Raw genomic sequence first — 8,188 nt, 5'->3', positions numbered from 1 at the left:
CTGTAGTGCCACCAGCTGTTGATCGGCGCACCGTCACCGATACACGCGAACCAGCCCTGATAACCCACAGTGATCTTACCGACCACATCACCCGGAGGAGAGGCGGCCGGGGCGGCCGGCGCGGCTGTCGCTGTCGTGACACCCGGCAGAACGCCGCCGACGGTGGCGGCGCCGGCGAGTGCGGACACGATGACGGACCGTCTGGAGATGCTCACGGGATTCCTCGCTATCGGCTGATCGGCCGGCGGCTCACGGGCAGAGCCCGGCGGCGCGGGCACGAAGAAGTTGCGGACCGTTCCGAGCACAGGGAGCGGCCCGCGTCCCGGCGGGCCACTCGAAGACAACCTATGGACATGACAATGCACGGACAAGATGACTGCATGCAATTTTTTGACGTGAGGACACAAACTCCAGGCTGTATGGCGGGAAAATCTGAGCATGGCTCCCTGTGGGACGTGGGTGACCGGGCGGCGGACCGCCGCCGGAACCGGCCGTTGATCGCGCGACGTGGCGTCGCTCACGGTTCCGGACTGGGCATTCTGAAACGATCAGTTAGGCTGCCGCTCGTCTCTGCACGCGATCAGTGCCGCAGTCCTTCACTTCATGGGGTCAACGTGCAACCGGAAACAATCAACGCGGTGTCCGCGCCCACCGTTCCGGCGGTGCGCGATCCGAGGCGGCTGGCGATCGCCGCCCAGGTGCTGATCGGTGTCGAGTTGTTGACACAGATCGGGCTGGTGGTGCTCGGGGAGCGCGGGGCGGCGGACTTTCCGCAGGCCATGCAGGTGGTGGCGCTGGTGACGGGCGTCTCGTTCGTTGTGCTGATCTGCTGGCTCCGCCGCTGTCGGCTCAACGCGGAAGCGTTCGCGCCCGGCACCCACCGCTACCGACCGGGCTTCGCGATCGGAGGCTGGTTCATCCCCGTGGCCATGCTCTGGATCCCGCGCCGGGTCACTCTCGACACTCGCGGGGCAAGTGGCCTCGCCGGCAGAAGCCTGCTGGTCGAAGGCTGGTGGTGGACTCGGCTGGGCAAGGTGGCGGTGGCCCTGGCCATCGCGGGTTCCACACCGAATCCGCTGTTCTCTCCCTCTGTGGCACTGCTCAGTGTCGTCTCCGGAATTCTGCTGCTCCTGGCGATCCGGGAGATCACCGCGGCCCAGGTCACACGCACCGGGACACGGCCGGCCGAAGCGGTGCCGGCCCCGGCGGTCCGACGCGGATGAGGCGGCGTCCCGGAAGGCCCCCCGGCGGAAGCCGGGGGGCCTTCCTCGCTTCCCGGCGGGGGCCGGTGGCGGCCGGGTCAGGCCGCGGTCCTGAGTGACTCGACGGCCCGCACCAGGGGGGCGAGCTCGGGGTCCTCGGCGGCCTCGTCCAGTGCCGCGCGCAGGGCTCCGTCATTGGTGGGCCGCGCCCGGTCGAGCAGCTCCATGCCGGTGTCGCTGACGTTGGTGTAGATACCGCGCCGGTCGGTCGGGCACAGATAGCGGGAGAGCAGGCCGCGGTCCTCAAGGCGGGTGACCAGCCGGGTGGTCGCGCTCTGGCTCAGTACGACGGCGTTGGCGACCTGCTTCATCTGCAGGTGGCCGCCCACCCCGTCGTGCTGGCGGCTGAGGACGTCGAGCAGCGAGTACGCGCGAACGCTGAGTCCGTGCCGTCTCTGCAGTTCCCGTTCGATACGGGCCTCGATCCTCCCGTGGAGCAGGGAGAGCGCGCACCAGCCCTGGGCGAGGGCGGTCAGCGCGGGATCCGTGGCGGTCATGGGTGCCTCCTGGCGGCAGCGGTGCCCCGGCCGGGCGGTGGTCCCGGAGCTCGGTGACAGGACGCGTCCACAATACTTCTGTTTGCGCTTATCCAGCGTGTGCAACTATTGTGGACGCTCGTAAGGCGCTATCGCATATCGATGGAAGGTTTCTCCCATGCCTCTCGCCCTCCTGGCCCTCGCCATCGGGGCCTTCGGGATCGGCACCACGGAGTTTGTGATCATGGGGCTGCTTCCCGAGGTCGCCTCCGATTTCGGCGTCTCCGTTCCCACCGCCGGTTACCTGGTCACCGGGTACGCACTCGGCGTCGTGGCCGGTGCCCCGCTCATGACCGTCCTCGGTACCCGGATCTCCCGTAAGAACATGCTGATGGTGCTGATGGGGCTGTTCGTCATCGGCAATGTCGTTTCCGCGCTGGCCCCCGTCTTCGGAGTCATGCTCGTCGGCCGGATCGTGGCCTCGCTCGCACACGGCGCGTTCTTCGGTATCGGCTCGGTCGTCGCGGCCGAGGTGGTCTCGCCCGAGAAGAAGGCCGGGGCCATCGCGATGATGTTCACCGGGCTGACCGTCGCCAATGTCGTCGGTGTGCCGCTGGGGACCTTTGTCGGCCAGAGCGCCGGCTGGCGGGTCACCTTCTTCATCGTCGCCGGGCTGGGCGTGCTCGGGCTGCTGGGCATCGCCAAGCTGGTGCCGGACATGCCCAGACCCGAAGGCGTACGTCTGCGCCACGAACTCGGCGCCTTCCGCAATGTGCAGGTGCTGCTGGCGATGGCGATGACCGTGCTCGGCTTCGGCGGAGTCTTCGCCGCGATCACCTACATCGCGCCGATGATGACGGACGTGGCAGGCTTCGCGGACTCCTCCGTGACCTGGCTGCTCGTCCTGTTCGGTCTCGGCATGGTCGTGGGGAACCTGACCGGCGGCGCGTTCGCGGACCGGGCCCTGATGCCCATGCTGTACACGGCGCTGGGCTCCCTGGCCGTGGTCCTTGCCCTGTTCACCCTGACGGCGCACAACAAGGCCGCCGCGGCCGTCACGATCTTCCTGATCGGAGCCCTGGGCTTCGCGACGGTACCGCCGTTGCAGAAGCGGGTCCTCGACCAGGCGGCCGGTGCCCCGACACTGGCGTCGGCGGTGAACATCGGCGCCTTCAACCTGGGCAACGCGCTCTCCGCCTGGCTGGGCGGAATCGTCATCGCCAGGGGCCTCGGCTACACCGCGCCCAACTGGGTCGGCGCCGCGCTGGCCGCTGCCGCGCTGGTCCTCGCGGTTGTCTCCAGCGTTCTGGAACGGGGCGCCGGACGCGGTGCGCGCACCCTCACCGGTCCGGCGCCCGCCGAGGCGGAGCAGGCCCCTGCCGCCGTCCCGCACTGACCTCTGGCCGGGCAGCGCCTCGCCCCTGCCCGGAGCGCCGCCGCAACGTACGGCCGACTGACCCACGATCAGGTGCCGCCCCACATCCCGGACCGGCACCGGACCACCGCACAACCCGAAAGAGTCAAAGACATCATGAGTTCCGTACCGAATGTCACCCTGAACAACGGCGTCACCATCCCGCAGCTCGGCTTCGGCGTCTTCCAGGTCCCCGACCAGGAGACGACCGCCGCTGTCACCAGCGCACTGGAGGCGGGCTACCGCAGCATCGACACCGCTGCCGTCTACGGCAACGAGGCCGGCGTCGGACGAGCCATCGCCTCCTCGGGGACGGCACGCGACGAGCTGTTCGTCACCACCAAACTCTGGAACGCCGACCAGGGCTATGACACCACCCTGACCGCCTTCGACGCCTCCCTGGAAAAGCTCGGGCTGGACCATGTCGACCTGTACCTCATCCACTGGCCCACCCCGGCACGTGACAAGTACCTCGACACCTGGCGCGCACTGGAGAAGCTCCTCGCCGACGGCCGCACCCGCGCCATCGGTGTGTCCAACTTCCAGCCCGCGCACCTGCGGCGACTCCTGGACCACTCCGGTATCGTCCCCGCGGTCAACCAGGTCGAACTCCACCCGGCTCTCCAGCAGAGCGAACTGCGCGCCTTCCACGCGAAGCACAACATCGCCACCGAGGCATGGAGCCCGCTGGCCCAGGGCGCGCTGCTCAAGGACGAGGCCATAGCCGCGATCGCCGAGCGGCACGGCAAGTCCGCCGCCCAGGTGGTTCTGCGCTGGCACCTGCAGCTCGGTAACATCGTGATTCCCAAGTCCGTCACTCCCGCGCGTATCCGCGAGAACATCGACGTCTTCGACTTCGCCCTCGCCCAGGACGACATCGACGCGATCACCGCGCTGGACCGTGGCATGCGCACAGGACCGGACCCCGACACCCTCAACTGACCCGTCGGCGGGCGCGGCAGCCGCGCCCGCCGGAATGCCGCACACCATCAAGCACACCACCGTCCCCCCACTTTTCAGGAAGTTCTCTCATGACCATCAGCACCTTGCTGCCCGGCCGCCTGGGCTTCGGCACCGCACCGCTCGGCAACATGTTCCGCGCGATCCCCGAGGAAGAGGCCGCGGCCACCGTGCGCGCGGCCTGGGACCAGGGCATCCGCTACTTCGACACCGCGCCGTTCTACGGCGCCGGTCTGGCCGAGATCCGGCTCGGCGACGTACTGGCGGAGCACACACGTGACTCCTACGTCCTGAGCACGAAGGTCGGCCGGGTGGTCCTGGACGAGGTGGAGGACCCGGCGGTCCGCGACCTGGGTGAGAAGGGCGGACTGTTCGAGCACGGCCGTCCCAACAAGATGATCAACGACTACTCCGCAGACGCCACCCTGCGCTCCGTCGAGGACAGTCTCAAGCGACTGAGGACCGACCGTCTCGACATCGTCTGGGTGCACGACGTGGCCCAGGACTTCTACGGCGACGAGTGGCTGGCCGCCTATGAATCGGCGCGCACGGGGGCCTTCCGCGCGCTGACCCGCCTCCGCGAGGAAGGTGTCATCAAGGCGTGGGGTCTGGGCGTCAACCGCGTGGAGCCCCTTGAGCTCACACTCGACCTGGACGAGCCCAGCCCCGACGCCTTCCTGCTGGCCGGCCGCTACACACTGCTCGACCACGAGCGCGCCTTGCAGCGGCTGCTGCCCGCGGCCGAGCGGCAGGACGTCGACATCGTGGTCGGCGGGCCCTACAGCTCGGGCATTCTGGCCGGCGGCACACACTTCGAATACCAGGAGGCGTCGCCCGAGATCATCGCCCGGGTGGAACGTATCAAGGCCGTGGCCGAACGCTTCGGTGTCGGCATCAAGTCGGCCGCCCTGCAGTTCTCGACGGCTCACCCGGCCGTGGCGGCGGTCATCCCCGGCGCCACCCGGCCCAGCCGGATCGCGGAGGACGTGGCGGCTCTCGACGCCCCGGTCCCCGGCGAGTTCTGGGCCGCGCTGCGCGAGGAGCACCTGATCGCTCCCGGCGCTCCGACCCCCTCCGGCTGACACCGGGGGGTACCACCGGCACGCCCCCCTCGGCCCCTCACCCGCACTGTGCCACTCGTACGGAATCACGGCTGGAGAAACACCATGACCACTACGCCCGCTTCCGCCACGGCGGCCTCCGTGGAGATCCCCGCGACCGCCGACAGGGTGTGGCAGCTCGTCGGCGGCTTCGGCTCCCTGCCCGACTGGCTGCCCTTCATCCGCAGCAGCGTCCTGAGCGAGGGCGGTCGGCTGCGCACCCTCGCGACCGCGGACGACGAGGTGGTCGTCGAACGGCTCGAAGCTTTCGACAACGCCGGCCGCTCCTACAGCTACTCGATCGAGCAGGGCCCTTTCCCGGTCACCGCCTATCTGTCGACGATCACGGTGAGCGAGGCGGCGGGCGGGGGCGCGGCAGTCGTGGAATGGTCCGGCACCTTCACACCCGCCGGTGTGAGCGAGGACGAGGCGATCGCCCTCTTCCAGGGCGTCTACAGCGACGGCCTGGCCGCCCTGAAGGACGCGTTCGACGACTGAGCCCGGCCAGGGGGTGGTACGGCGCGGCGTCTCGACACCCGCGAGCCGCGAAGGGCCGGGTGCCGGGGCGCGGTCCTGGGAGCGCCACCGCACTGGCATGATCGGGGACATGGCTGAACGTGTTATCGCCGCGTGTGACGGGGCGTCGAAAGGAAATCCCGGGCCCGCCGGCTGGGCCTGGGTCATCGCCGACGGCGACGGGAGCGTTGTCCGCTGGGAGGCCGGTCCGCTGGGCAGGGCGACCAACAATGTCGCGGAACTGACCGCGCTGGAAAGCCTGTTGGCGGCCACCGCGCCGGATGTCCCGATGGAGATCCGGATGGACTCGCAGTACGCGATGAAGGCGGTCACCACCTGGCTGCCCGGTTGGAAGCGCAAGGGCTGGAAGACATCCACCGGGAAACCGGTCGCCAACCAGGAGCTGGTCGTCAGCATCGACGCGCTGCTCGACGGCCGCTCCGTGGAGTTCCGTTACGTACCGGCGCACCAGGTCGACGGGGACCCGCTCAACGACTTCGCGGACCGGGCCGCGAGCCAGGCGGCGCTCGCCCAGCAGGCCGCCGGCAGTGAGCACGGTTCCCCGGAGCCGCCGCCCTCACCGGACACGCCACGGGCCGGTGGCGCCCGCCGGGGCTCCTCCGGCGGTACGGCGAAGACGGCCACCGCGTCACAGCCGCGCACCACGGGGAACGCGAAGAGAACACTCAACGCCAAGTTCCCCGGCCGCTGCCGCTGCGGGCGCTCGTACGCCGCCGGCGAGCCCATCGCCAAGAATCCGGAGGGCTGGGGGCATCCGGCCTGTGTCGCGGCCGCCGGCGACGGGGCGTAGGGCGTGTTGTGAAAGTCCCGCCTGGCCTGCGACGCCTGGCGCGCACGCTCGCCGCGTGGTCGGAGTCGTCCCAGTACATCCGGTACGTCCAGTACGCGAACGATCCTCCGCCTTGCGATCGCACGCACCAGACGCCGCGAGCCCCGCCCCAGGGGGCGGACGGCGCTCCTTTCACAACACGCCCTCGTCGCGGTCCGGCCCATCACCATGCCGGTACGGCATACATGACACACCGCCAGGCCGGGCACGCGAAGAAACCAACGACGAGGGGCCAAGCGAAGTATTCTTGGTAGTCGCTGAGGCGAGGAGGGTGTTATGGCTGACGTGGCAGTCACCCGCACCACCTGCGTGATCGTCGGCGGCGGCCCGGCGGGCATGATGCTGGCGCTGCTCCTGGCCCGGGGAGATGTCGATGTCACCGTGCTGGAGAAGCACGGTGACTTCCTGCGGGATTTCCGCGGTGACACAGTGCACGCGAGCACACTGACACTGCTGGACCAGCTCGGCCTCGGGGAGGAGTTCGCACGGCTGCCGCACCGGCTGATCACCTCTCTGACCCTGCCCGTGGGCACCGATGACTCGGTGGCCATGGACCTCGGTCTGCTCCCCGGCCGCCATCAACACATCGCGATGGTCCCGCAGTGGGAATTCCTCGGCATGCTGCTGGAATCCGCCGAACGCGAGCCGACCTTCCGGATCAGCATGAACACCGCCGCCACCGCGCTGATCACCAAGGGCGACAGGGTCGTTGGCGTGCGCCACCGCGACGCGTGGAACAACGTCGGGGAGCTGTACGCCGACCTGGTTGTCTGCTGTGACGGACGGGGTTCGGTGTTGCGCGCCGACAGCGGTCTCCCACTGACATCGTGGCCCACTCCCATGGACATCGAGTGGTTCAGACTGTCCCGCCGACCCACCGACCGAAAGGGTCTGGGCATGGTGATCGGTGGGGGCGGAATGCTGGTCTACATCGACCGCGGCGACTACTTCCAACTGGCACTGCCGATCAGAAAGGGCACCGACGGACAGTGGCGTGCGGGAGGAGTCGAAGCGATGAGACAGACCGTCGCGGAGGTCGCACCCTGGCTCGCCGACCGGGTGGAGGAGCTCCGCTCCGTGGACGATGTGAAGGTGCTCAGCGTCCAGTTGAACCGTCTTCGCCGCTGGTACCGCGACGGCCTGCTGTGCATCGGTGACGCGGCCCACGCGATGTCGCCGGTCGGCGGCGTCGGTGTCAACCTGGCGGTACAGGACGCGGTGGCCGCGGCCCGCCTGCTGGCGGACCCACTGCGGACAGGAAACGTACGGCCACGGGTCCTGCGCGGAATTCAGCGGCGGCGAATCCCCTCGACCCTGGTCACCCAGACCGTCCAGCGGCTGATGCACCGGTTCACCGTCGGGCCCGCGCTGCGCGAGGGAAACACGGCGTCCGCGCACACCGCGCCGAACGTGCTGAAAGCTCTGCTGAAACGCCATCCCCGACTGCTGATTCTGCCGGCCCGCCTGTTCGCGATCGGCTTCCGGCCGGAGTCGGCTCCGGCCTTCGCCCGACGGCCGGCCGCCGGCTCCGCTCGCGCGGGTGAGGCAGGTCCGTAACGAGTCCCGCGCCGAACGGTGGGGTGCCCCGGCGTCGCGCCACCCCGCGGGTG

8 protein-coding genes and 1 pseudogene are annotated in these 8,188 nt (G+C 69.4%); 7 read left to right on the top strand and 2 right to left on the bottom strand.

Translation table 11 applies throughout. The features are described 5' to 3' along the window. A pseudogene (locus ABZ707_RS31105) lies at positions 1–215 on the bottom strand (xylosidase); the annotation flags it as partial. Positions 216–638: 423 nt separating this feature from the next. Here ABZ707_RS31105 and ABZ707_RS31100 point away from each other — a divergent pair. Beyond that, positions 639–1,223: a DUF4328 domain-containing protein gene (locus ABZ707_RS31100; protein WP_360181431.1), complete on the top strand. Its 585-nt coding sequence runs from the start codon at positions 639–641 to the stop codon at positions 1,221–1,223. Between the two features lie 77 nt (positions 1,224–1,300). Here the strand turns inward: ABZ707_RS31100 and ABZ707_RS31095 are convergent, their stop codons facing one another. Then, the gene (locus ABZ707_RS31095) at positions 1,301–1,759 is read right to left on the bottom strand and encodes a MarR family transcriptional regulator (protein ID WP_360181428.1); all 459 of its coding nucleotides are present in this window, start codon (positions 1,757–1,759) and stop codon (positions 1,301–1,303) included. Positions 1,760–1,916: 157 nt separating this feature from the next. On the opposite strand from ABZ707_RS31095, the gene ABZ707_RS31090 reads away from it, so the two are divergent. The 6 genes from ABZ707_RS31090 (at position 1,917) to ABZ707_RS31065 (ending at position 8,135) form a co-directional block, all read left to right on the top strand. Further along, the gene (locus ABZ707_RS31090) at positions 1,917–3,134 is read left to right on the top strand and encodes an MFS transporter (protein ID WP_360181425.1); all 1,218 of its coding nucleotides are present in this window, start codon (positions 1,917–1,919) and stop codon (positions 3,132–3,134) included. 135 nt (positions 3,135–3,269) lie between these two features. Further along, positions 3,270–4,094, top strand: a complete 825-nt coding sequence (locus ABZ707_RS31085; protein ID WP_360181422.1) for an aldo/keto reductase — start codon at positions 3,270–3,272, stop codon at positions 4,092–4,094. Positions 4,095–4,183: 89 nt separating this feature from the next. Beyond that, positions 4,184–5,194: an aldo/keto reductase gene (locus ABZ707_RS31080; protein WP_360181419.1), complete on the top strand. Its 1,011-nt coding sequence runs from the start codon at positions 4,184–4,186 to the stop codon at positions 5,192–5,194. An 84-nt stretch (positions 5,195–5,278) separates the two neighbouring features. Further along, positions 5,279–5,710: an SRPBCC family protein gene (locus ABZ707_RS31075; RefSeq protein WP_360181416.1), complete on the top strand. Its 432-nt coding sequence runs from the start codon at positions 5,279–5,281 to the stop codon at positions 5,708–5,710. A gap of 97 nt (positions 5,711–5,807) precedes the next feature. Beyond that, positions 5,808–6,539: a ribonuclease H gene (locus tag ABZ707_RS31070; RefSeq protein WP_360181413.1), complete on the top strand. Its 732-nt coding sequence runs from the start codon at positions 5,808–5,810 to the stop codon at positions 6,537–6,539. Positions 6,540–6,854: 315 nt separating this feature from the next. Beyond that, positions 6,855–8,135 carry an FAD-dependent oxidoreductase gene (locus ABZ707_RS31065; protein WP_360181410.1) on the top strand — a complete coding sequence of 427 codons (1,281 nt, stop codon included), beginning with the start codon at positions 6,855–6,857 and terminating at the stop codon, positions 8,133–8,135. The last annotated feature ends 53 nt before the right edge of the window (positions 8,136–8,188 follow it).

The sequence above is a fragment of the Streptomyces sp. NPDC006923 genome (assembly GCF_040635655.1).
In the GTDB taxonomy this organism is placed as follows: domain Bacteria; phylum Actinomycetota; class Actinomycetes; order Streptomycetales; family Streptomycetaceae; genus Streptomyces.
The sequence above is the reverse complement of the archived record's forward strand: the minus strand, read 5'-3'. Positions and strand labels throughout refer to the sequence as shown.